Below are 23,838 nucleotides of genomic sequence, written 5' to 3'. Positions count from 1 at the left end.
TAGGGTATTATGGATAAGAAATCCTTTATGCGTGGATTTGGAACAGGTGTTTTGTTTGCAGCGGTGATCCTTGGAATCTCCTGTCTGATGAGAACCTCAGACACGGCAGTGATAAGGAAAGCCAGACAGCTTGGCATGACATATGCGGATTCCGATGAAAAATTATTTGAGACGGCAGCACCGAAAGCAAAGACAAGTGCTGCACCGAAGGAGGAGGCTGCAGGTGCATCGCCGGAGGCGGGAGCTGCAAGCACGGAGCCGAAAGCTGTACAGGCAACCGCAAAGCCGGAGACAACAGCTGAAACAGAACAAAAGACAGCCAAGGCAACATCCAAACCGGATAAAAGTGTTTCTAAAACAGCGGCAACCGATGAAGAGTTTAAAAAAGAAAAAGATAAGATCAAGAAAGATTTCGATAAATCAACGAAGGAATTTACGATCCATGCCGGAGAGTGGTCTTATCGTGTGAGCCAGAAGCTGGAGAATCTTGGTCTGGTATCGGATGCGAAAAAGTTTGATCAGTATCTGGAGGATAATGGCTACAGCAGTAAGATTAAAATAGGCCATTATACCATATCTAAGGATGCGGATTTTAAAGAGATTGCAAAGGAGATAACATCAAAATGAGATTTCGACCATGTATAGACATTCACAACGGCTCCGTAAAGCAGATTGTCGGCGGAAGTCTCAGGGATGCCGGGGGGCAGGCACACAATAATTATGTCTCAGAATATGATGGAGCCTATTATGCCGACATGTACCGCAGGGATGGCTTTTATGGCGGTCATATTATTCTGCTCAATCCGGTGGGAAGCGAGTGGTATGAGGCTGATTTACGTCAGGCACAGGGAGCCTTAAATGCATTTCAGGGTGGAATGCAGATCGGAGGCGGAATCTGTCTGGAGAATGCAGAGCATTTTCTGGATATGGGAGCAAGCCATGTGATCGTAACATCGTATGTTTTCCGAAATGGCGCAGTTGACTTTGAACGATTAAAGGCATTATCTGCTCTGACCGGTAAGGACAGGCTTGTGCTTGATCTAAGCTGCAGACGATATGAGGATGGCTACTATATTATGACGGATCGCTGGCAGAATAAGACAAATGTACGGTTGACGACAGAAACCATGCTTATGCTTCAGGATTACTGTGATGAATTTCTCGTACATGCAGTGGATGTTGAGGGCAGACAAAACGGTGTGGAGCGTGAGCTTGTTTCCTTCCTGGGACATGAAAATATCTGTCCGGTCACCTACGCAGGTGGTATCCATTCCATGGAGGATCTCGCCTATCTGGAGTCGAAGGGGCAGAAGAGATTAGATTTTACAATTGGCAGTTCCCTTGATCTTTTTGGTGGTAATCTAGTCTATCAGGATATGCTCAAATACCGATAAATAAAGGCTTTGCAGGCTGTAAAGCCGATTTATTGAAAGATTGTTACAAATATTACACATGAAATTGTTACAAATATTACATCAACTAATATAGAAAATTACAAATCGACAGGGAATATGTCACAATGCATTAAAAGTGACGCAATTTCCTGTCGATTTTTGTGAATTATTTATATAAAAATGTACCTTGTGACGATCCGTGAAATTTAGATATTGCAAATTGGGTTGATTTTTTAAAATAATGTGATATAATTGTTACATAAATGTTAAGCAACAGGCAGTTGCCCGACAAGAACACTACGGCAAAATACACTGCGTTGTTACTTTCATTCAGGAGGTTATCATGAAGTTTAAAAAATATGCAACACTCATACTATTAACAATCTTGGTTATTGGTTTCTCAAAGAACTCAGTATTTGCTGCTGCAAAGGCTGCCGGCACATCGACAAAGGCTGCAGTCAATACACAGAACAAAACATCATCTAAGAAGTCTTATAAAAAGTCAGATCTTCGTCTTATGGCATCCATCATTAACTGTGAGGCTGGTGGAGAAAGCTACCAGGGCAAGTTAGCAGTTGGTATCGTCGTAATGAACCGTGTCTCATCAAAGGCATTTCCGAATACGATCCGCAAGGTTATTTACCAGAGAGGGCAGTTTTCACCGGTTCGCAACGGTGCATTAAACAAGCGTCTGGCGCAGTATGATGCAGGTCGTACCGGCAGCAGCCAGTGGAAGGACTGCATCAAGGCGGCGAAGAAAGTTTTATCCGGACAGGATTATATCATGTACCGTGGTTCTAAGAAGAACTTTGACAGCTTTCACTTTTTCAGTGTATATCTTTCCGGCGCAAGATTCCGTCTGGGAGGACACCGTTTTAAGTAAGAATGATTCAGAATGATACAGGAAAGGGTTTCCGAGAGGAAGCTCTTTTTTCATGCTACAGGTGCAGTTACAGGTACTGTCAAAAAAATGTCTTTGCGAAAACCATTTATTGTGGTATGATATTAAAAGTATTTTGTCACCAAAGGAGGAGACACAGTGAGTAAAGAATTAGAGAATATGACAGAGGAGACAGAGGTGGTTTCCCGTAATTTTATCGAGAATATCATCGACAAGGACATCGAAGAGGGTCATTGCAAAAAGGTAGTGACCAGATTTCCACCGGAGCCGAATGGATATCTGCATATCGGACATGCCAAGTCGATTTTGTTAAATTCAGGACTGGCAGAAGAGTACAATGGTACTTTTCATCTTCGCTTCGATGATACGAATCCGATGAAAGAAAAGACCGAGTTCGTTGATTCGATCATGGAGGATGTCAAGTGGATCTGCGGTGATCTTGATCCGGCACAGGTATATTATGCATCCGATTACTTTGATCAGATGTATGAGTGTGCAGTGAAGCTGATCAAAAAGGGCAAGGCTTATGTTTGTGATCTGACAGCGGATGAGATTAGAGAATACCGTGGTACCTTGACAGAGCCGGGCAAGGACAGTCCGTATAGAGAGCGTTCGATCGAGGAGAACTTAGATCTGTTTGAACGCATGAAGAATGATGAGTTTCAGGATGGAGAGAAGGTGCTTCGTGCCAAGATCGATATGGCATCACCGAATATCAACATGCGTGATCCGATCATTTACCGTGTGGCACATATGAATCATCATAATACAGGAGATAAGTGGTGCATTTACCCGATGTACGATTTCGCACATCCGATCGAGGATGCAATCGAGGGAATCAGCCACTCTATCTGTACACTCGAGTTTGAGGATCATCGTCCTCTTTATGACTGGGTGGTACGTGAGCTGGAGTTTGAGAATCCGCCAAAGCAGATTGAGTTTTCCAAGCTGTATCTGACCAATGTGGTGACCGGAAAGCGTTATATCAAGAAACTGGTTGAGGAGCATATCGTAGACGGCTGGGATGACCCGCGTCTTGTATCGATCGCTGCACTTCGCCGCCGTGGTTTCACACCGGAGTCCATCCGCAAGTTTATGGAGCTTTGCGGTGTGTCCAAGTCACAGAGTTCAGTGGATTATGCAATGCTCGAGTATTGTATCCGTGAGGATCTGAAGCTGAAGCGTCCGCGTATGATGGCTGTTTTAGATCCGATCAAGCTTGTGATCACAAACTATCCGGAGAATGAGATTGAGTATCTGGATGTTTCCAATAACCAGGAGAATGAGGAAATGGGTACCCGTAAGGTGCCGTTTGGCAGAGAACTTTACATCGACCGTGAGGATTTCATGATCGAGCCGCCGAGAAAGTATTTCCGTCTGTATCCGGGCAATGAGGTTCGTCTCATGAACGCATATTTTGTGACATGCACCGATTATGTGACTGATGAGGATGGCAATGTGACAGAAGTTCACTGTACTTATGATCCGGAGACGAAGAGTGGATCCGGCTTCAATGCACGTAAGGTTAAAGGAACGATCCACTGGGTATGTGCGGATACCGCACAGAAGGCAGAGGTTCGTCTCTACGAGAATATCGTTGACGAGGAGAAGGGTGTATACAATGAGGATGGCAGCATCAATCTGAATCCAAATTCCCTGACCGTTATGGATAACTGTTTCGTTGAGCCTGCACTTGCAGAGGCAGAGCCGACAGAAAGTTTCCAGTTTGTCCGTCATGGGTATTTCTGTGTGGATTCTAAGGATTCCTCCAAGGATCACCTGGTATTTAACCGGATCGTATCCCTGAAGAGTTCTTACCGTCCGAATAAATGATAAGCAATTCATAGAATGGAGGGGTTTACATGAAAGGCATTTTTTCCGGTCTTGAAAAATTAGGTCTGGGAAAATTGGAGAAGGTAGAAGTATTCGAGGATGCATCTAAGAAGGAAAATGATACACAGGAAGCAAAGAAAAAGGCACCGGCAGCCACAGAAGCAGATTTTCTTTTTGAGAAGACATATGTCTGTCCGGTATGCGATCAGGAGTTTCACTCTAAGAAGATTCGCACCGGCAAGGTGAAACTTCTGGCGGCAGATACGGATCTGCGCCCAAAGTATCAGTATGTTGACTGTCTGAAATATGATGCAGTGGCATGTCCGTACTGCGGATATGCAGCACTCGATCGTTTCTTTAAGTTTATGATGCCGGCACAGGCAAGGCTGATACGGGAACATATCTCTGCAAATTTCAAGGGGCTTCCGGCCACGGACAGCATTTATACCTATGATGATGCACTGGAACGTCACCAGCTCGCGCTGCTCAATACCGTCATCAAGAAGGCGAAGGAGAGCGAGCGGGCATATACTTGTCTGAAGATGGCGTGGATCTGCCGCGGAAAGGCAGAGTCGCTTTCGGAGGAGCTTCCAAACTATAAGATACAGTTAAAGGAATTAAAGCAGCAGGAGAAGGAGCTGCTGGAGAATGCATATACCGGTTTTGAAACGGCATTTTCCAAGGAGTCCTTCCCGATGTGCGGAATGGATGAGATAACCGTCAGTTATCTTCTGGCTGAGCTTGCGAGAAGAATCGGCAAGTTTGAGGAGTCCAGCCGCTGGATCTCCAGAGTGCTGATCTCCAGAGATGCTAATGATCGCATTAAGAACAGAGCACGGGAGATCAAGGAGCTGTTAAATAAGGATATGCATAAGGCGTAATGAAATAAAATATACAAAACAATACCGGCAGGTCATATTGCTATGATCTGCCGGTATTGTTATTGAAAGTAATATTTAAATCAAAATGATTATGTAACAGGATACATGTGTAATCTGCCTGCAGTTCGACAAATATTTCATCCGGATCCGGTTATTGTGGAAGAATACTGTTCGTTTTATTCATACTGCGGGGCAGTGCGTCCTTGGAGTTCTTCCATGGTTTGTCCTCGTTGCGGTAGTCAAACTTGTCGGTAAACCACTCAAGATCATCCGTAACACGTTTCATGTTGGTCAGATAAACCTCATTCAGAGTCTTGATAAACTCCGGTAGGCGCTTGCCGGAAAGACTTGACGGTGCACCCTCGTAAAGCATACCGAAATGCTTCGTGCAAAAGCCCTTTGAAGCAGCAAACTTCCGGCGGAACTCCTCGTCATGCTCATAGCAGTGATAGATGGTTGCCAGATATCTGGCAAAGATCCGGTCGATCCGGTTGCAAATATAACAGGACTGATTCAGATTCTCGATATATTCCGTGACCGGGGAAGCATTCTCTGTCTTCTTGGCAAACAGCCCTTTCTTGACCGGCTTGTCAGAAGAAAGCAGATCCTCCAGATCGCGGTTGGTGCGCTGCATGTGTGTGTGAAGGATCAGAGCAAGACCGAGACGGTTCTGATGCTTGTAAAGCTGTTTCACATGGTGGGTACAAAAGCCGATCTTGTTGGTCTCCATACGGATGTCATCTTCCATATAGCTTGGTCCCATGGTAAATTCAATCGCATCCTTCTCCAGGGAATCGTACATGGAGCAGACCGGACATTCACAGTCTACGGCGAACGCATCATTTACCGGGATGGTATAAAGCTGTTCTTTCATTATGTCCTCCTTTTCCTATATAAATAATGATAGTGGAATCAAAATGTATGACAGGATTAAAATCATCATATTGTATAATGATTATATAGCAATTGACCTGCACAGTCAAAGAAAATGTAATAAAGAGATAAAAAGAGAAAAAAGGAGATATTGGAAGAAATAATAAAATATATTTCATAATACATAAAATCACTAACTTGGAAAACTTGCAGAATAAAACGAAATGCAATATATTATGTTTATGGTTAGCACTCGGATAGAGTGAGTGCTAATAGTAAAATAGTCAATAAGGAGGTCATTTTCATGAAATTAGTACCATTGGGTGACAGAGTTGTTTAAAACAGTTAGAAGCAGAAGAGACCACAAAATCCGGCATTGTTCTTCCGGGAAATGCACAGGAGAAGCCACAGCAGGCAGAAGTAATTGCTGTAGGACCGGGCGGAGTTGTTGATGGAACGAAGTTAAGATGGAAGTCGCAATCGGCGATAAGGTTATTTATTCAAAATATGCCGGAACAAACGTAAAGCTTGAGGATGAGGAGTACATTATCGTACGCCAGAATGATATCGTAGCTAAGGTTGAAGGCTAATGCATCAGGCATACAGTGACGAGACTGTTATAATTTAGATAGGAGGATTTGTAAACATGGCTAAGGAAATTAAATTTGGCGCAGATGCCAGAGCTGCTTTGGAAGCAGGTGTAGATAAGCTTGCAGATACCGTTAAGGTTACATTGGGACCAAAAGGAAGAAACGTTGTACTTGATAAGTCATTCGGTGCACCACTGATCACAAACGATGGTGTTACGATCGCAAAGGACATTGAGCTTGAGGATGGCTTCGAAAACATGGGCGCACAGCTTGTAAAGGAAGTTGCCACAAAGACAAACGATGTAGCAGGTGATGGTACAACAACCGCTACCGTACTTGCACAGGCAATGGTAAATGAGGGTATGAAGAACCTCGCAGCAGGTGCAAACCCGATCATTCTCCGTAAGGGAATGAAGAAGGCATGTGATTGTGCCGTTGAGTCAATCGCATCTATGAGCTCAAAGGTAACCGGTAAGGATCAGATCGCACGTGTTGCTGCTATTTCTGCTGGTGATGATAGTGTCGGTGAGATGGTTGCCGATGCAATGGAAAAGGTATCTAATGATGGTGTTATTACGATCGAGGAGTCCAAGACAATGCATACAGAGCTTGATCTTGTAGAAGGTATGCAGTTTGATCGTGGTTATGTATCTGCTTATATGTGTACAGATATGGATAAGATGGAAGCAAACCTTGACAATCCATACATTCTTATCACAGATAAGAAGATTTCTAATATTCAGGAAATCCTTCCTCTTCTTGAGGAAATCGTTCAGAGCGGTGCTAAGCTCCTGATCATTGCTGAGGATGTTGAAGGCGAGGCTCTTACAACACTCGTTATCAACCGTCTGAGAGGAACCTTCAACGTAGTTGCTGTTAAGGCTCCAGGCTATGGTGACAGAAGAAAAGCAATGCTTGAGGATATCGCAATCCTGACAGGTGGTACTGTAATCTCTGATGAGGTTGGTCTTGACCTGAAAGAGACAACACTGGATCAGCTTGGTCGTGCTAAATCTGTTAAGGTACAGAAGGAGAACACCGTTATCGTTGATGGTGCCGGTGATCAGGATGCAATCTCAGCACGTATCGCTCAGATCAAAGCTCAGATCGAGGAAACAACATCTGATTTCGACAGAGAGAAGCTTCAGGAGAGACTGGCTAAACTTGCCGGCGGCGTAGCAGTTGTACGTGTAGGTGCTGCAACTGAGACAGAGATGCAGGAGCTAAGCTTCGTATGGAGGACGCTCTGGCTGCAACAAGAGCTGCTGTAGAAGAGGGTATCATCTCCGGTGGTGGATCTGCTTACATTCATGCTTCTAAAGAGGTTGCAAAGCTTGCTGCAGGTCTTGAGGGCGATGAGAAGACTGGTGCCAACATTATCCTGAAAGCACTTGAAGCCCCATTGTTTACGATCGCATACAATGCAGGTCTTGAGGGGGCTGTTATCATCAACAAGGTTCGTGAGTCTGAGCCGGGTGTTGGCTTCAACGCACTGACCGAGGAGTATGTTGACATGGTTCAGGCAGGTATCGTTGATCCTGCAAAGGTAACAAGAAGTGCTCTTCAGAACGCAACGAGTGTTGCATCTACACTTTTGACCACAGAGTCTGTCGTATCTAATATCAAGGAGGATGCTCCTGCAATGCCTGCAGGTGGAGCTCCTGGAATGGGTATGATGTAAATAGCAAAATCAGAGATTTTGCATTAGAAGTTTCTGCGAAACTTCCGCTGTTAGGAACTACTTGTGATTGGTAGCTTCCACATAGCGTATCATAAAGAATTTTGCATTAGAAGTTTCTGCGAAACTTCCAACAATATAAGAGGTTTTAACACCCATAACCGGTGTTTACGAAAGGAAAGCTATGTATAACGAAGGATTGTATTCAGACACATATGTACACTCCCGGTTGACACAGCAAGAATCAATGCGCAGGCGGCTTATGTTGGCCGCCTGTGTCATTTTACCGATTCTTGCACTGGTGGCAGCTCCTGGGATGTTTAAGATCATTGGATTACTGGTGGCAGTGATCGCAGACATTGTAATGATCTATTTTCTTCCAAATCCACATATTGATTACGAGTACGTTTTTGTGGACGGGCAGATTGATTTTGATCGAATTATTGCGCAGAATACAAGAAAAACCATGTGCCGGACTGATCTGGAAAAGGTAGAGGTCGTGGCACCGGAGGGATCTCATGCACTGGACGGTTTTCAGAATCTGCCACAGCAGGATTATTCTTCCCGTAACGAAGAGGATCACCATTATATTGTCGTGGCAAAGGGAGAGAAGGGAAATATCCGGATCCGTTTTACGCCGGATGAACGTCTGTTAGATCAGATGAAAATGAAATCACGCAGTAAAATAAAAGACGAATAATTTATTTTTGCACGGGAAAACGGCTGTTTTTGGTCATATTGATTAAAAATCAGCCGTTTTGTTGTTGACAATTACCATAAAAAAGGTGTATAATTTTTCAAATATTTATAGTAATGTTTTAGACACGCAGGAATACCCCCTGCGTGTTTGCTAATACACAAAATGATAAGGAGGATAATAAAATGGGTAAGATTATTGCTGAGGGAATTACCTTTGATGACGTGCTCTTAGTACCACAGTATTCTGAAGTTATTCCTAATCAGGTGTCTCTGGAGACACATCTGACAAAATCTATCAAGTTAAACATTCCTATGATGAGTGCAGGAATGGACACGGTTACAGAGAACCGTATGGCGATCGCATGGCGAGACAGGGTGGAATCGGTATTATTCATAAGAATATGTCGATCGAAGCACAGGCAGATGAGGTTGATAAGGTTAAGCGTTCAGAGAATGGAGTAATCACAGATCCGTTTTATTTGTCACCACAGCATACATTAGAGGATGCCAATGCGCTGATGGCGAAGTTCCGTATTTCCGGTGTACCGATCACTGAGGGAACAAAGCTGGTTGGTATCATCACAAACCGTGACCTCAAGTTTGAGACAGACTTTTCCAAGAAGATTGAGGAGTCTATGACTTCCCGCGGACTGATCACTGCAAAGCAGGGAATCACTCTTGAGGAAGCGAAAAAGATCCTGTCTGCTTCCCGCAAGGAGAAGCTCCCACTCGTTGATGATGAGGGTAACTTAACAGGACTGATCACCATTAAGGATATAGAGAAGCAGATTAAGTATCCACTGGCTGCAAAGGATGCACAGGGACGCCTTCTCTGTGGTGCTGCTGTTGGTATTACCGCGAATGTACTTGACCGTGTGGCTGCTCTTGCTGAGAAGCATGTTGACTGTATCGTACTGGATTCCGCACATGGACAGAGCAAGAATGTACTCAACTGTGTCAAGATGATCCGTAAGGAGTTCCCGGATATGCAGATCATTGCAGGTAACGTAGCAACCGGAGAGGGAACAAGAGATCTGATCGAAGCCGGTGCTGACTGTGTTAAGATCGGTATCGGACCTGGATCAATCTGTACCACACGTGTCGTGGCAGGTATTGGTGTGCCACAGATTACAGCGATCATGGATGCTTATGAGGTTGCAAACAAGTATGGTGTGCCTATCATCGCCGATGGTGGTATCAAATATTCCGGAGATATGACAAAGGCTTTAGCTGCAGGTGCAAGTGTCTGCATGATGGGAAGTATCTTTGCAGGCTGCGACGAGAGTCCGGGAACCTTCGAGCTGTTCAAGGGTCGTAAGTATAAGGTATACCGTGGCATGGGTTCTATTTCTGCCATGGAGAACGGAAGTAAGGACCGCTACTTCCAGAGCAATGCCAAGAAGCTTGTTCCGGAAGGCGTAGAGGGTCGTGTCGCATATAAGGGAACTGTTGAGGATACTGTATTCCAGCTGATCGGTGGTATCCGTTCCGGTATGGGATACTGTGGTGCTGAGAATATTCCGGCACTGCAGGAGAAGGCAAAGTTCGTTAAGATTTCAGCCGCTTCCTTAAGAGAAAGTCATCCTCATGACATTCATATCACCAAGGAGGCTCCAAACTACAGCGTAGAAGAGTAATTTGGATATCTTATTTACCAAGATCAAAAGGGGTGCTTATACGGCATCCCTTTTCTATAGGAAGAGAACATGAAGAAACTGACCAGAAAGAAAAAACAGCAGCTCAGAAGAAATATCATTCTGGTAGCAGCGGCTGGGATTGTTGCGGCAGCGTTACTTGGAATGGTGTTATCGGTGACCGGATTTATCTATAACCGCTACTTTGCGAAGCATCCGGTAGTGGCATACGATAAGATCCGGGTTGAGCAGCCGGAGATCACTGAGGATTTCCTGACAACAAATCCTAATTCCAGACCGGGGACAAAGCTTAAGCACGTCAAGGGGATTGTGATCCATTATACGGCAAATCCCGGAACCGGAGCCAAGGCAAACAGGGATTACTTTGAGAGCCGTAAGGATCAGGAAGAGATAAGCTCCAATAAAGTCAGCAGTCATTTCGTGATCGGTCTGAAGGGTGAGATTGTTCAATGTATTCCATTGGATGAGATCGCATATGCATCGAATGACAGGAACAGTGATACAATCTCTATTGAATGTTGTCATCCCCGCAAGAACGGCAAATTTAACCGGAAAACATATCACGCTCTGATCCGTCTGTGTGCTTGGCTCTGTGACCGGTATGAGATCGAATCGCCGGATGATATCATCCGCCATTACGATGTGACAGGAAAGCTGTGTCCATTATATTATGTAAAGCATTCCGACAAATGGAAGAAGCTTAGGGAGGATATCTGGAATAAAGTGTTAGACAGTCAGTATAAAAGTTGATGCTTTTTTTTCGGTTTTATTTTGTGAATAACAGAGAAATATATAATTTATCGAAAGAATATATACGATTTTGTATATATTCTTTTTGCTATATTGACGTTTTTTTAAAAGAAAATTTGTGCGATTTTTCCACTTGTCGAACGAAAAGCGGATTGCTATAATGGCTTTCACAAACAGAGAGTTTATTCCGTGATGCGAAAAGTGCAGTACAGATATCAGAACCGGGAGATGAGATATCTGTACTGCAGAGAAACCTGCAATTTGTCTGAAGGACAGAGAGGAAAGAGGTTATCATGGATAAACAGTTATTTTTAATGAAACGCATGATATTACTTTGTGTTGTGTGTGTGCTTGGTTTCTTAAGTCTGATATGTTATCCGGCGAAGAAAGCCAAAGCAGAAGAAAAGCTTCCGACTGTTATGGCGGCAGATATCGGAAAACGTTACGGAAAGGGACTCAGTAACCCATGCGTGTCAGGAGTGCGTATTGCCCGGAATAATTATATGAAGGCATATGCATACGATGTGTATTCGTATACGGATGCAACCGGCTGGAAGTTTCATTTCGCCAATCTATTCGGATCGAGACGAAATGACAAGGAAGCAATCAAAATCAGAGATGGATTTTGTCTTGGCATTGGAGATGATATGGAATGTCGTGGACGTTTTATTATCTACGGTAAGTGGGCAAAGGATCTTATCAAGGATTATCCCTGTTATTCGATCAAGACAACACGTTATCAGAAGGGGGAGATGCTCAGCCTGGAGTACGAGTACAGCACGGATTCCAGAGCAAATTGGACGGATTCCAAATATTCGCTGATGCTTGCCATCGCTCAGGAAAGAACCTATTACGTTGGTATACATTCTCCGGACAGGGTTTCTTACTGGTACGATCTGAATCCCGGTATTTTTCTGGGGGATGAGGAGGATGATGTCACATTAAATGCCATGGGTGGCGAGATGTCTGAGAAGGGAGAGGCATATACGGAGCTTTCAAACCAATATGTGATCCATAAGCTGCCGGTGCCGGTCAGAAGGCGCGACCGCAACGTGTATCTGTTTGATGGATGGTATACCAGTGCAGACGGTGGTGTAAAGCTTAACGAAGGAGATTTTATCGAAAAGGGAGTCACTCTGTATGCGCACTGGAAGGCAGTTCCTAAGAAATGTGATGTCACCTGCATTGATGTTTTACAAACGGCAGGCGGCGAGGAGGTTCTTGGAACAACAACGTTTCAGGCGGAGTACGGGGAGCTTGCGAGCGGTTCGGCAATCGGCTGCAGTACAGGCTCCGGTATTTACTATCCGGGAAGGGATTATGTCGGCTGCTCTGACAGTATCGTTCAGGCAGAAGGAACTGTTGTATATCGATATTTTAAAAATGCGTCCAGAAATGTATTCTGTATTGACGTTGTTCAGGTAGGACCGGATGCCGGACAGCAGCTTGGAAGCCATTTGTGGCAGGCGGAATATGGAACGACTGCAAGTGGAGAAACGATTGGCAGCGATACATCGGTCGGTGCGTATTATACGGGATATCGTTATATATACAGCTCGATGAAGCAGGTCGGGGATGATGGCTGTACTGTCTATCGGTACTTTACACCGATCATGTATAATATTGAGTTTGTTTCCGGATGTGCTTCCGGCGGATCGATGTCTGTGATGCGCAATCTTTACTATGGTCATGATTATTCGTTGACCATGAACTCCTTTATCAACAAGAAAAGGATCACACTTGACACAAATGCACCGGAGGCATCCAGTGATACAAAATTTCTCACGGTATACTCGGATTTTGTAGGATGGGCTGAAACTGCGACAGGAAGTGCAGTCTATTACGATGGAGGCAGTGTCAACGGTCTTACCAGTCAGGAAGAAACCGTCCGTCTTTATGCTGTTTGGAGCGGCAGAGAGGCAACCGTTGATGTGCAGCCTAAGAGGCTTGGCTATGAGTTTGCGGGATGGTCATTGGATAAGGAAACCTCTGCAGGCGCAAAGCAGTTTTATATTGAGAAGGATACCACGTTGTATGCGGTCTGGACCCCGGCACCGGTTGATTATCATATCGAGTATTATAAGCAGAGGCTTGATAAGACATATGAACGTGTCAGTACATATACAATGAAAGCCCTTACAGGGGAAAAGGTACAGGTTGGAGCCGATAAGGATATGTTCCCGGGCTTTTATCTGGATGAGGGATCTTCCAAACTGACAGGGATTGTCAAGGCGGATGGAAGTTTGATCTTAAATGTTTATTTCCAGCGACGTGAATACAATGTGAGCTTTGATCCGGATGGAGGAAGTGTGCTGACAGATATCAAGGCACTTGATCCAATCTTTGGTCTGTTTGAACAGTCTGTTGTACTGCCGGAAGCACAGTTACAAAAGACAGGCTATATCTTTGATGGGTGGACGATCGAGAAGGGAAGCCGTCTGGCTGCCGGCAGACCGGGAGAGACTTATGCATTACCAAATCATGATCTCGTTTTATATGCATGCTGGCTGCCTAGAGAAGATATAAGATATCAGATCATTCCGTATTATGAGAATCTGAATGGCGTGGGTTATGTAAAGGGCGAGACAGTCGATCTGCGTGGAACGACGGATCTTAGCGTTGAGGAGGATCTGATGCAGATGTATCAGACAAAGGATGTGGCAGAAAGCATTCACAAGATGTTTGGAAGCGGATACCGTCTTGCTGATAAGACAGCTCTGGAACAGACAACGATTGCTCCGGATGGTACTACCTGCGTGGAAATATATCTGCAGAGAGATAAGTATGAATTCAATTTTTATATTGTGGAGGATGGCGAAAAGCAGAACATAGAAGTACAACAGGTGGCATACGGACAGAAGTATATTATGCCGGAGAAGATCAAGGATATCGAATATATCATTGGATATCTTGATGAGCAGGGCGAGAAAATTCTTCCGGGACATGTAATGATGGTAAAAGGAAGCTGCAGCTTTGAAATCTGTCAGGAGATACCGACCCCGGTTCCAACTGAAAAGGCAACGAATCCTCCTTCTGAGACGGAGGCCCCGGTACCGGGAGAAACAAAGAAGCCGGGCACCGGCGGAACAGATATTCCGGCACCAGGCGAGACAACAAAACCGGGCATCGGCGGAACAGATATTCCGGCACCGGGCGAGACAACAAAACCGGGCACCGGCGGAACAGATACTCCGGCACCGGGCGAGACAAATACACCGTCGCCTGTCGTTACCAGAATACCGGTCCCGGTTAGAACGAATACTCCGGTCCCGGTGAAAACCAATACGCCGTTACCGGTTAGAAGCACACAGCCGCCAGCATCAACGAAACCGTCTGCATCTCCGGATCCGTCCGGCCTTGATAAAGATGGCATGAGTGTAATCTCAACCTGGACAGGAGCAGACAGCAAGGACATTGCTTCCAAGCTGGCGGATAGTGCTGTCGATGCCTTTGTGAAAAAAGGCACCGTTGTGACGAAAAAGGGAATCCGTTATAAGGTGACGAAAAGCGGACCGAAAACACGCAGTGTCAGTGTGATCGGTATCAATAAGAATCGAGGAACAGTACGGATACCGGCTCAGATTTCGATGAGAGGATATTCATATCCGGTTACAAAGATCGGGAAGAAGGCATTTGCACAGAAGAAAAAGCTGACCCGCGTGATTGTTGGCAGAAATGTCAAGCAGATTGGCAGGAAGGCATTTTATAACAGCAGGAAGCTGAGCCGAATCTCCTTTGAATCGGCGAAGCTTACTAAGATTGAGAAAGGTGCCTGGAAGGGCTGCAGCAAGAGACTGCGTTTTACTTTCAGTAAGAGCTGTGGAATGAAGACAAAGCAGTATATATTAAAAAGGAATATGCTGATGAAATAGAATAAAAAATAGAAGGAGTCAGGTTTCCAACAGAGCATTCTTAATTTTGTAGGAATCTAAAGTTATTGAGAATGAATAATCATAGATTTTCTACAAAGTAAGAAACATACAAAAAAGAACTGCCCACACCTAAGCAGTTCTTTTTTGTATAAAAATTGATTTCATTATGCAATCTTATTGACAGCAAGTGTCAGACGGGAAATCTTTCTGGAAGCAGTCTTCTTGTGGAATACACCCTTGCTGGCTGCCTTATCGATTTCTGAAATTGCTGCAACCAGAGCAGTATCAGCTGCGGTCTTATCCTTAGCAGCTACAGCAGCGTCAACTTTCTTAATAGCAGTCTTAACGCTTGACTTGATTGCTTTATTTCTCTCTGCATTTCTGCGATCAACTAAAATTCTCTTCTTTGCTGATTTAATGTTAGCCATTCTCTTTACACCTCCCAATCGTGAAATCTACTGTTCCATCAATCTGTGGACACGGTCACTATGATGTAAACATACTCATATATAATAGGGGATTCTCTTTGTGTTGTCAATACATATTTTTCATTTTTTTACAAAAAATAGGATAAAAGGACCAATTTTGAAAAAAGAAGGGAGAACAGAGGCAATGGAGAGAAGAACCGATCTTGCACTGGAGGTCAGAGAAAGCTTTCCGGGGGATAATGTAGAGGTGTCCGGAGTGGTACTGGAGGAGGAGAATTATCTTGATGGCAGGATACGTCTTACGATTTTATCGATCAAAAACGAGAAGGGGCAGGAGCAGATGCGTAAACCCATCGGTAATTACATTACGCTTGAACTGACGGAGAAGGGAAAATATGATGATGACGATGAACGGGAAAAGACAGCGCAGACCATTGAAATGATCATTGCGCAGACGATACAAAAGCTTGCCCCGAAGGAGGGGAATGTCTATCTGGCAGCAGGTCTTGGAAACCGCTTTGCAACGCCGGATGCACTGGGACCGTTTGTTTTGGATGATGTGCAGGTAAACAGACATATTAAAGAGTATTTTCATGATCTGATGACAGGCAGCAGGACATTATGTGCTGTCGCACCTGGAGTAATGGGGCAGACCGGAATGGAAAGCAGAGAAATTCTTGGAGGAATTATCCACGAAGTAAAGCCCTGCTGCCTTCTCGTTGTGGATTCACTGGCAGCAGCAAGCGTGCACCGTCTCTGCACAACGATCCAGATTACCGACGCAGGTATCTGCCCGGGAGCAGGAATCGGTAACAACCGCAATGCGATCAACGAAAAGGAGTTAGGGATACCGGTTATTGCAATCGGGGTACCAACGGTTGTCGATGCATCTACAATCGTATCTGAATGCATGGAGAACACTCTGCTCAAGGAGGGCTATACCCTGGAACAGATCGATCTGTTCCAGAAAAGCTTCGCCGGTGAGATGATCGGACAGCTGTTTGTAACACCTAAGGATATTGATGAACAGATCCGGGAAATTGGGAAACTTGTTGCAAGAGGAATCAACGCCTTTATTGATGCATAAACTGTAATAGTGCAAATGTAAAACGGCAGCAATAGGAAAGGTATGGGGCGAGTATGGGAATCAATATGACACAAAAAGTAAAAGCACGTTTTATAGTGTTCTTTCTTCTTGGGACAGGTTGTCTGCTCGCATTGCTCTGGAAACAGAATTCTATGCTGCGAAGTCTGAACGAACAGAGTGCGGCATGGCTGGTAGAAACCGGGGCGGCAGGAAGCGATACCATATCTTATTTTAAACAGGGAGAGCAGAACAAACATGGCAGGTGGCTTCTTAATGCCGTGCCGGTTCTTGCCTATCTGGCAGGCAATGAGGAAAAGCTTGCCGTCCGGGAGGATAAAAGCATGAGTGAATTTGCAATGCTTTATCCCGGCAGAAGCTTAGCAAAAGGAACCTGGAGCGGTGCGGCAGCCACTGGGCGCGGGGAAGCCGGGCACTGGAAGCCTGTGATGAGATCGTTCTGGCAAAGAAGGAAGCCGAACAGGAGGAAGAGGATGCGGTAGAAACTTCTCTGGAGTTGGATGCGGATGCAGCCGTTGCCGATGCGGCAATGCAGGAAAATCAGACGTATCGTGAGAAAAACAATAAAAACAGTCAGAAGATTAACAAAGAAGAAATGGTTCTTTCCTCCGGTATGGATAATCAGAAAAAAATCCAGAATCTGCAGCGAACAGGAAGTCTCAACTATCTTCTTCGTAATTTTTATATTGTAGATTCTTCAACCTCCATCAACAAAAAAATCTTTGATGTCGAAGCATTGTTAAACACAAACCTGTCCATGAAAAAGACAAGTGAACCGCAGATCTACATATTTCACACGCACGGTGCTTCCGAGCATTTTATTGACAGCAAGCCGGGGGATAAGTCGGAATCGGTTGTCGGAGTCGGGACATACCTCGCGGACATTCTGGAAAAGAAATATGGCTATCAGGTGATCCATGACGAAACGGAATATGACCGGATCAACGGAAAGATTGACCGCAACAAAGCTTATAATAAAGCAGCAACGGGACTAAAGAAAGCCTTGAAAGAAAATCCGTCCATTCAGGTTGTGATCGATCTGCACAGAGACGGTGTCGGTAACAAGGTGCATCGCCTGACAACGATCAATGGAAAGAAAACAGCGCAGGTAATGTTCTTTAACGGACTTTCCAGAAACCGTAAGGGGGACATTCGTTATTTGAAAAACGATAATCTGCAGGCGAATCTGTCATTTAGCCTTCAGATGAAAATGAAATGCATGGAGCTGTATCCAAACCTTGCCAAGCCGGTGTACTTAAAAAGCTATCGGTACAATCTCCATATGAGGAAAAGATCGTTGCTGATCGAGCTTGGAAACGAAAATAACACGCTTGCGGAGGCGAAAAATGCCATGGGACCTCTGGCGAAGGTGCTGAATCAGGTGTTGTCGGAAAAATAGATTTATGATACAATGTGCGCGAAGGCAATCATTGAAGACATATGATATCATAAAGAACAGAATGAGGTAACAAAATGGAACGAATTGATGAATCCCATATCCGGAATTTTTGTATTGTAGCACATATTGATCACGGAAAATCAACGCTGGCAGATCGTATCATTGAGAAGACCGGTCTTCTGACAAGCCGTGAGATGCAGGCGCAGGTTCTGGATAACATGGATCTGGAGAGAGAGCGTGGCATTACGATCAAGGCGCAGACCGTGCGTATTGTATATAAGGCGAAAAACGGAGAAGAGTATGTATTTAACCTGATCGACACACCGGGACATGTCGATTTTAATTATGAGGTTTCCAGAAGTCTTGCGGCGTGCGAGGGAGCAATTCTGATCGTGGATGCAGCACAGGGCATTGAGGCGCAGACACTGGCAAACTGTTATCTGGCATTGGATCATGATCTGGAGATCATGCCGGTTATCAACAAGATCGATCTGCCAAGCGCAGAGCCGGAACGCGTAAAGGAGGAGATCGAGGACATTATTGGTCTGGATGCCTCCGATGCACCGCTTATTTCTGCCAAGATGGGAACCAATATTGAGGAGGTACTGGAACAGATTATCACAAAGATACCGGCACCATCCGGAGATATAGACAAGCCACTGCAGGCTCTGATCTTTGATTCGCTCTATGATGCGTATAAGGGCGTGATCATTTTCTGCCGTATCTTCGATGGCTCGGTAAAGAAGGGACAGCAGATCACAATGATGGCGACTGGAGCCAAGGCAGAGGTTGTCGAGGTTGGTATTTTTGGTGCCGGTCAGTTTATTCCGTGTGAGGAATTGTCTGCCGGTATGGTTGGCTATATTACCGCAAGTCTTAAAAATGTCGGAGATACCCGTGTCGGAGATACGGTCACATTGACGGAACGCCCTTGTGCGGAGGCACTTCCGGGTTACAAAAAGGTGCAGCCGATGGTATACTGCGGTCTTTATCCTGCAGATGGTGCTAAGTACGGAGATCTTCGTGATGCGCTCGAGAAGCTGCAGTTAAATGATGCGTCTCTCCAGTTTGAGGCGGAGACCTCTGTTGCACTCGGCTTCGGATTCCGTTGTGGTTTCCTTGGTCTTTTGCATCTGGAGATCATTCAGGAGAGATTAGAGCGAGAGTACAATCTGGATCTGGTTACAACGGCTCCGGGTGTTATCTATAAAGTTTATAAGACCAACGGTGAGGTGATCGATGTTACGAATCCATCCAATCTGCCGGATCCGTCTGAGATCGAGCATATGGAGGAGCCTGTGGTCTCTGCAGAGATCATGGTTACGACGGAGTTTGTCGGTGCGATCATGAATCTATGCCAGGAGCGCCGAGGCGTCTATAATGGTATGGAGTATCTCGAAGAGACGCGTGCTGTCTTAAAGTACGATCTGCCATTGAATGAGATTATTTATGATTTCTTTGATGCATTAAAATCCCGATCCCGCGGTTATGCATCGCTCGATTATGAGATGAAGGGATATGTACCGTCACAACTTGTGAAGCTTGACATTCTGATCAACCGTGAGGAGATCGATGCTCTGTCCTTTATTCTACATGCAGATACGGCATATGAGCGTGGAAGAAAGATGTGTGAGAAGCTCAAAAAGGAGATTCCGAGACAGTTGTTCGAGATTCCGATCCAGGCAGCGATCGGCAGCAAGATAATTGCCCGTGAGACCGTTAAGGCGATGCGCAAGGATGTGCTTGCAAAATGCTATGGTGGTGATATTTCCCGTAAAAGAAAGCTTCTGGAGAAGCAGAAGGAAGGAAAGAAGCGGATGCGTCAGTTTGGTAATGTCGAGATTCCGCAGCAGGCATTTATGTCTGTCTTAAAGCTGGATGAAGAATAAAAGAAATCTGTCGCTATATATTCATGTCCCGTTTTGCGTACAGAAGTGCCGGTACTGTGATTTCTATTCGGCAGCAGCCGGGGAGGAAGAGAAGCGGGCGTATACAGCACTTTTGTGCCGGGAAATAAAGAGCTGGGGAGAACGTCTCAGAAAGGATTATAAGCTGTACACGGTGTTTCTGGGAGGTGGGACTCCAAGCTGCCTTGCCCCGGAATGCCTTGTGCGGATCGGGCAGACGATTAGAGAGTCCTTTGAATGCAGTGATCTGATCGAATATACCACAGAAGCCAATCCGGGAACCGTGACGAAGGAGCATCTGACCGCATGGCAGCAGATGGGTATCAACCGGGTCAGTCTCGGTCTGCAGTCAGCCGTTAATGAAGAGTTAAGCATGCTCGGCAGGATCCATACCTATGAGCAGTTTCTGGAAACGTATCATCAGGTACGGGAGAGTGGAATAGACAATATTAATGTTGATGTGATGGCGGCAATTCCGGGTCAGACGATGGAAAGCTATCAGAAAACCCTAAGAAGAATTGTAAAGCTTCAGCCGGAACATATATCCTCTTACAGTTTGATCGTAGAACCGGGGACCGTTTTTGGGGACTGGGAGGAAAATGGGACATTGAACCGTCCGAATGAAGAAACGGATCGCGCAATGTACCAGTGGACGAAACGGTTTCTGGATGGAAACGGATATCACCGGTATGAGGTTTCCAATTATGCACATAAAGATATGGAATGTGTACACAACTGTGTCTACTGGACCGGTGGTGAGTACCTTGGCGTCGGAGTTAATGCGTCCTCCTATCTCGGAGGCTATCGTTTTCAGGTACCGCTGCAGGCAAAGCAGTACGAAGCATATATTAAAAAGCTGGAGGAGAGTGTTTCTATAGACGTTGTCAACAAAGACGGGATTCTTGAATGTATGCAGGATGTCGAGAAGGTGGAGAGGACGGCACAGATGGAAGAGTTTATGTTTTTGGGTCTTCGAATGATACAGGGGATCTCAAAGCAGGAATTTTCAAGTCGGTTTGGGGTGGATATCATGTCTGTTTACGGACCGGTGATACAGCGTTATGAACAGGCGCACTTGCTGGAACAGACGAGGGATGGTTATCTTTGTTTGACGGAGCATGGCATTGATGTCAGCAATCAGATCCTGGCGGATTTTCTGATCGACACAGAGTCTTAGAAGACTACCGGAAGCAATAAAAGCTTTGGGACGTTTTGCACTCTAAAATTGCTTCGTAATTCTCGCTGGATTTATACTCCACTATAATCACTTTACTGTACGAAAAACCGGACAGCAATCATTACGACTGCTGTCCGGTTTTTCGTACAGTATTTCAAAAATCTTTTGAATAACACCAAGTATCAGAAAGAAAAAAACTATAAAGTATATCCGTTCTGCTGAAGCAGTGCGCGGGCACTCTCTACGGAATCAATACCGGTTTTATTCTTGACAGGAGCAAACTCCTTCTCGCGGACAACCTCATAAGGAAGACAGGTGTCCAGAAGATGGATCATATCGAGGATCAGTGACTCGAACTTACAGCCGTTTGGTTCCTCCGGTTTAATGAACTCACCAGCCTCATTCATATATGGAATTTTCTTCTCAACAACGTGAAGCGGAAGTGCGGTATCACAGATCTCCTCCAGAGACTTTTCATGGAACAGATAATTTAAGATCACACCAAAATTGTAAGCTGGCTCGCCATCTGCATTCCTGGTGTTGCGAAGCTGCTCTGTCTGTTCATAATACTCAACGATAGAAGGTCTGCCATCCTCGAGGCACATTACTCCAACCTTCTCGTCAGGGTCAGCCTTGCGGACAACCTTGGCCCCTACCTTACATTTCCGGGAGAGTGTTGCACCGATAAAGCAAGGATCGGCAATGCGCTGCAGCACATTATCTACCGCAAATACATTCAGCCATTCGATTCCGGCGTCATGTATCAGAGAGAGCAGCCCTGCGCGCTTTAGAGAAGCAAACCAGCCGCCGTTGCCGTTTGGTGATGTGGCAATACGGCTTTTGGATTCCATATAGACCCTACCCTCATAGGTTGCTGCCGGAGCCATTTCCTGACGGAAAAAGTGGATGTACTCCGGATTGTAGCCGAAATATTTCTGCTGTTCAAAGAAAGAGGTTGTTGCCTCATGATTCTTGTCACTGGTCATGACAAACATATGGATCCATGTGCCTGCCTGGTCAACCACATCGAAAAGATTACGGATGATGCGCTCGAAAATATAAACCGGTTTTGTAATACCGATATCATACATTCCCTTTGGATTGTCGGAGCCAAGACGTGTACCCATGCCGCCTGCCAGAAGAACAGCGGCAACTTTGCCGGCACGGATTGCTTCCAGTCCGGTTTCGGTAAAGTTTTCTGCATTCTCTGAAATCTCAGAGAGTGTCATTGCCTGGATCGGCGTGATCACACCGCGTGCCTGCTCACCTTTACCGGCGGTGATCTGCTCCGTCACCGAAAAATCTGTTTGCTCGATCTGCTCCAAAAGTGCGGCTTTCTCTTTATCAGAAAGTGTATCATAATACTGCAGCACATGCTCCTGATGGTACTTTGCTAATAATTCTTTTGCTGTTTCAAGTGTCATAATATTCCCTTTCCCCGCCCAAAACTCTATTATACGGCGGCATTGCTCAGATGTTGGCTTAGAGCCTGTTTCGTATAGTTAACCAATAGTATACAAAAAAATCTTCAAATAATCAAATGTTGTTCAAAAAATGTCAATTGTGGTATAATTAGCTTTAAACAAAACCAAGCGTATGCTCGGAAGGGAGGAAACTTTCATGGGAAGAAAGAGGAAAAGACAGGAAGAGGAACAAAGGACCGTCTATTTTTTAGAATCACTTCAAAACAGGCAGATCCCGTTGCTTCCACTAGATGCAAGGTGGCATGAGCTTTTTCCGGACTTTCGCAAAACAAGCAGGATAAAGGCACTAGAAAAGCGTTTAAATAAATTGATCCAGAAGCAGGGACAGACGAATAATGATCTGAAGGAATACGAAAAAGCCAAAAAGGTATTGATGAAGAACATCGTTGATAATATGACGGATGGACATGAGGTGGACAGTCCGATCCGTTCCATGAAGCAGGACCGGAATCAAAAGCTTTTGGCAGACCTGAAGGATAAAAGGGAAAAGGCTGAGCAGCTTGTGCGTGAGCTTCCCACAGAGATCGAACAGGCGAACAGAGAGCTTTTAGTGGAATGCATGCGTGTCTGTTATCAGGAACTAATGGATAATACTCATGAGATCGAGGCAATCAACGAGTGGGTGAAGGCAACCAGAGAACGCTTAAAGGACGAAATCCTCAAGAAGCAGGATATGGAAATGCGAAATACACAAATGTACAAATATATGCATAATCTTCTCGGAGCAGAGGTCGTTGAGATCTTTGACAGAGAGCATCAGGTATGGAAGGGCAATCTGGAGGAAAACGAAATTGGAGAATAATACAGCTATTTACGGAGTTGGGACAGATCTGGTCGAGATTGCACGGGTGAAAAAGGCGATTGAGAAAAATGAGCATTTTCTTCATCGTTATTATTCAAAGAGGGAACGGGAGCTGATCCAACGGCGCGGACACAGGATGGCAGCCTGTGCAGCATCCAATTTTGCCGGAAAGGAAGCCGTCGCAAAGGCATTTGGAACCGGGATCAGCGGAAAGGTCCGGATGGAACAGATTGAGATCCTGCGCAGAAAAAACGGTGCACCGTATGTAGAATTAACAGAGGACACCCTTGCTTACGCCAGAGAGCATTATATTGGTGCGATCCATATTTCCCTGACAGACACCGATTCCCTTGCCATGGCGTATGCGGTAGCGGAACACAGTGCGGAGCATACAGACGATTAAATTAAAT

The 23,838-nt window shown here is 45.2% G+C and carries 18 protein-coding genes and 3 pseudogenes; 18 read left to right on the top strand and 3 right to left on the bottom strand.

Going from position 1 to position 23,838, the window contains the following annotated elements:
• Positions 1-9: 9 nt before the first annotated feature.
• The 5 genes from DXA20_RS05960 to DXA20_RS05940 all read left to right on the top strand — a co-directional run bounded on the left by DXA20_RS05960 (position 10) and on the right by DXA20_RS05940 (position 5,009).
• Positions 10-627 (top strand): hypothetical protein, encoded by a 618-nt coding sequence (locus DXA20_RS05960; protein ID WP_118559656.1) that lies wholly within the window; start codon positions 10-12, stop codon positions 625-627.
• Positions 624-1,394, top strand: a complete 771-nt coding sequence (gene hisA, locus DXA20_RS05955) for a phosphoribosylformimino-5-aminoimidazole carboxamide ribotide isomerase (RefSeq protein ID WP_118559655.1) — start codon at positions 624-626, stop codon at positions 1,392-1,394. The genes DXA20_RS05960 and hisA overlap by 4 nt, the downstream gene beginning before the upstream one ends.
• A gap of 343 nt (positions 1,395-1,737) precedes the next feature.
• Positions 1,738-2,277, top strand: a complete 540-nt coding sequence (locus tag DXA20_RS05950; RefSeq protein ID WP_118559654.1) for a cell wall hydrolase — start codon at positions 1,738-1,740, stop codon at positions 2,275-2,277.
• Positions 2,278-2,454: 177 nt separating this feature from the next.
• Positions 2,455-4,128, top strand: coding sequence for a glutamine--tRNA ligase/YqeY domain fusion protein (locus DXA20_RS05945; RefSeq protein ID WP_118559692.1), 1,674 nt, complete (start codon positions 2,455-2,457; stop codon positions 4,126-4,128).
• Between the two features lie 29 nt (positions 4,129-4,157).
• Positions 4,158-5,009, top strand: coding sequence for a DUF2225 domain-containing protein (locus DXA20_RS05940; protein WP_118559653.1), 852 nt, complete (start codon positions 4,158-4,160; stop codon positions 5,007-5,009).
• A 151-nt stretch (positions 5,010-5,160) separates the two neighbouring features.
• On the opposite strand, the gene DXA20_RS05935 is transcribed toward DXA20_RS05940, so the two are convergent.
• Positions 5,161-5,883: a DUF6062 family protein gene (locus DXA20_RS05935; protein WP_118559652.1), complete on the bottom strand. Its 723-nt coding sequence runs from the start codon at positions 5,881-5,883 to the stop codon at positions 5,161-5,163.
• Between the two features lie 303 nt (positions 5,884-6,186).
• Here DXA20_RS05935 and DXA20_RS05930 point away from each other — a divergent pair.
• The 6 genes and pseudogenes from DXA20_RS05930 (at position 6,187) to DXA20_RS05905 (ending at position 15,126) form a co-directional block, all read left to right on the top strand.
• Positions 6,187-6,472 (top strand): annotated as a pseudogene (locus DXA20_RS05930) (co-chaperone GroES).
• A gap of 56 nt (positions 6,473-6,528) precedes the next feature.
• Positions 6,529-8,153, top strand: a pseudogene (groL, locus tag DXA20_RS05925) (chaperonin GroEL).
• A 259-nt stretch (positions 8,154-8,412) separates the two neighbouring features.
• Positions 8,413-8,850: a hypothetical protein gene (locus tag DXA20_RS05920; protein ID WP_147403708.1), complete on the top strand. Its 438-nt coding sequence runs from the start codon at positions 8,413-8,415 to the stop codon at positions 8,848-8,850.
• Between the two features lie 182 nt (positions 8,851-9,032).
• Positions 9,033-10,486, top strand: a pseudogene (gene guaB, locus DXA20_RS05915) (IMP dehydrogenase).
• Between the two features lie 69 nt (positions 10,487-10,555).
• On the top strand, positions 10,556-11,254 hold the full coding sequence (locus tag DXA20_RS05910; RefSeq protein WP_022306065.1) for a peptidoglycan recognition protein family protein: 699 nt from the start codon (positions 10,556-10,558) through the stop codon (positions 11,252-11,254).
• Positions 11,255-11,547: 293 nt separating this feature from the next.
• On the top strand, positions 11,548-15,126 hold the full coding sequence (locus DXA20_RS05905; protein WP_118559650.1) for an InlB B-repeat-containing protein: 3,579 nt from the start codon (positions 11,548-11,550) through the stop codon (positions 15,124-15,126).
• Positions 15,127-15,290: 164 nt separating this feature from the next.
• Here the strand turns inward: DXA20_RS05905 and rpsT are convergent, their stop codons facing one another.
• The gene (gene rpsT, locus DXA20_RS05900; RefSeq protein ID WP_022306816.1) at positions 15,291-15,554 is read right to left on the bottom strand and encodes a 30S ribosomal protein S20; all 264 of its coding nucleotides are present in this window, start codon (positions 15,552-15,554) and stop codon (positions 15,291-15,293) included.
• A 184-nt stretch (positions 15,555-15,738) separates the two neighbouring features.
• Here rpsT and gpr point away from each other — a divergent pair, with 184 nt between their 5' ends.
• The 5 genes from gpr (at position 15,739) to hemW (ending at position 21,142) form a co-directional block, all read left to right on the top strand.
• Positions 15,739-16,641, top strand: a complete 903-nt coding sequence (gene gpr, locus DXA20_RS05895) for a GPR endopeptidase (protein ID WP_118559691.1) — start codon at positions 15,739-15,741, stop codon at positions 16,639-16,641.
• A gap of 53 nt (positions 16,642-16,694) precedes the next feature.
• Complete coding sequence (locus tag DXA20_RS05890) at positions 16,695-17,141, top strand: hypothetical protein (RefSeq protein WP_118559649.1); 447 nt, start codon at positions 16,695-16,697, stop codon at positions 17,139-17,141.
• A gap of 14 nt (positions 17,142-17,155) precedes the next feature.
• Positions 17,156-18,058 (top strand): stage II sporulation protein P, encoded by a 903-nt coding sequence (gene spoIIP, locus DXA20_RS05885; protein ID WP_118559648.1) that lies wholly within the window; start codon positions 17,156-17,158, stop codon positions 18,056-18,058.
• Positions 18,059-18,132: 74 nt separating this feature from the next.
• Positions 18,133-19,947, top strand: coding sequence for a translation elongation factor 4 (lepA, locus tag DXA20_RS05880; RefSeq protein ID WP_118559647.1), 1,815 nt, complete (start codon positions 18,133-18,135; stop codon positions 19,945-19,947).
• Positions 19,937-21,142, top strand: a complete 1,206-nt coding sequence (gene hemW, locus DXA20_RS05875) for a radical SAM family heme chaperone HemW (protein WP_118559646.1) — start codon at positions 19,937-19,939, stop codon at positions 21,140-21,142. Before lepA ends, hemW begins: the two co-directional genes overlap by 11 nt.
• Before the next feature lie 197 nt (positions 21,143-21,339).
• Here the strand turns inward: hemW and DXA20_RS05870 are convergent, their stop codons facing one another.
• On the bottom strand, positions 21,340-22,566 hold the full coding sequence (locus DXA20_RS05870) for a UTP--glucose-1-phosphate uridylyltransferase (protein ID WP_118559645.1): 1,227 nt from the start codon (positions 22,564-22,566) through the stop codon (positions 21,340-21,342).
• Between the two features lie 196 nt (positions 22,567-22,762).
• Between DXA20_RS05870 and DXA20_RS05865 the strand changes: the two genes are divergently transcribed.
• Complete coding sequence (locus DXA20_RS05865; RefSeq protein ID WP_118559644.1) at positions 22,763-23,428, top strand: hypothetical protein; 666 nt, start codon at positions 22,763-22,765, stop codon at positions 23,426-23,428.
• Positions 23,418-23,831, top strand: a complete 414-nt coding sequence (gene acpS, locus DXA20_RS05860) for a holo-ACP synthase (protein WP_243100557.1) — start codon at positions 23,418-23,420, stop codon at positions 23,829-23,831. Before DXA20_RS05865 ends, acpS begins: the two co-directional genes overlap by 11 nt.
• The last annotated feature ends 7 nt before the right edge of the window (positions 23,832-23,838 follow it).

This window comes from Roseburia sp. AM59-24XD, assembly GCF_003478445.1.
GTDB lineage: Bacteria > Bacillota > Clostridia > Lachnospirales > Lachnospiraceae > Jutongia.
The sequence above is the reverse complement of the archived record's forward strand: the minus strand, read 5'-3'. Positions and strand labels throughout refer to the sequence as shown.